Below are 938 nucleotides of genomic sequence, written 5' to 3'. Positions count from 1 at the left end.
AGGGCCTATCCCAAAAGGGGTGCAGGCACCCCGACCGTCTAGCTTGAGGGACTTCTTACCTCTCCCAAGCCCGACATGACCGCGACGCCTGCACCCTCCCAAGTTAGCGCTCTCGACTACCGACACCAGGTCGCCCCGCGCTTCCTCCCCACTCCCGACCTCTGGGCCGCCGTCGAGCCCCTGCTCCCGGAGCCGCCCGGCGGAGGACGACCACGCAAGCCCGCCGCCCAGATGTTCGCCGCCGTCTTCTACGTGCTCACCACCGGGATCCAATGGAAGGCGCTCCCCCGGTGCCTCGGTGCCGCCTCGACCGTTCACCGTCGCTTCCAGGAGTGGACCAAGGCCGGGGTCTTCGAGCGGCTCTGGGCGACCGGGCTCCTCGAGTTCGACGCCTCGGTTGGGCTCGATTGGACGTGGCAGGCCATCGACGGCGCGATGGTGAAGGCCCCGCTCGGTGGCGAGGCAACCGGGCCAAATCCGACGGATCGGGGGAAGTCCGGCACCAAGCGGCATCTCCAGACGGAAGGGCATGGGCTGCCGGTCGGGCTGGTGATCACCGGGGCCAACCGGCACGACAAGACGCAGGTGGAGCCTGTGCTCGACTCGATGCCGGTCGTGTCGTTCGAGGCCGAGCAGCACCTGTGCGCGGACAAGGGCTACGACTTCGACGACGTGCGCAGCGCGTTGAGCGCCTCGGGGTATGTGACGCACATCTTGAGCCGAGGGCAGGAGCGGGTGGCGCTGAAGATGCCGGGGTATCGGGCTCGGCGTTGGGTGGTAGAGGCGGCGCACTCGTGGCTGAACCGGTTCCGGCGCTTGCTGGTGCGGTGGGAGAAGAAGGTGATCAACCACGCGGCGTTGCTTCACCTGGCGTGCGCGGTGATCGTGTGGCGGCGTTGCCCTCTCACGTCCGACGACTACCTATTGGGATAGGCTCT

General features: G+C 67.8%; 1 protein-coding gene. It reads left to right on the top strand.

All coding sequences use genetic code 11. The features are described 5' to 3' along the window. The first annotated feature begins 75 nt into the window (after nt 1–75). Nucleotides 76–933, top strand: a complete 858-nt coding sequence (locus AAFU51_18825; protein ID MEO1573301.1) for an IS5 family transposase — start codon at nt 76–78, stop codon at nt 931–933. Nucleotides 934–938: the final 5 nt, after the last annotated feature.

It is taken from the genome of Bacteroidota bacterium (genome assembly GCA_039821555.1).
Taxonomy (GTDB): Bacteria; Bacteroidota; Rhodothermia; order Rhodothermales; family Rubricoccaceae; genus JBCBEX01.
The sequence above is the reverse complement of the archived record's forward strand: the minus strand, read 5'-3'. Positions and strand labels throughout refer to the sequence as shown.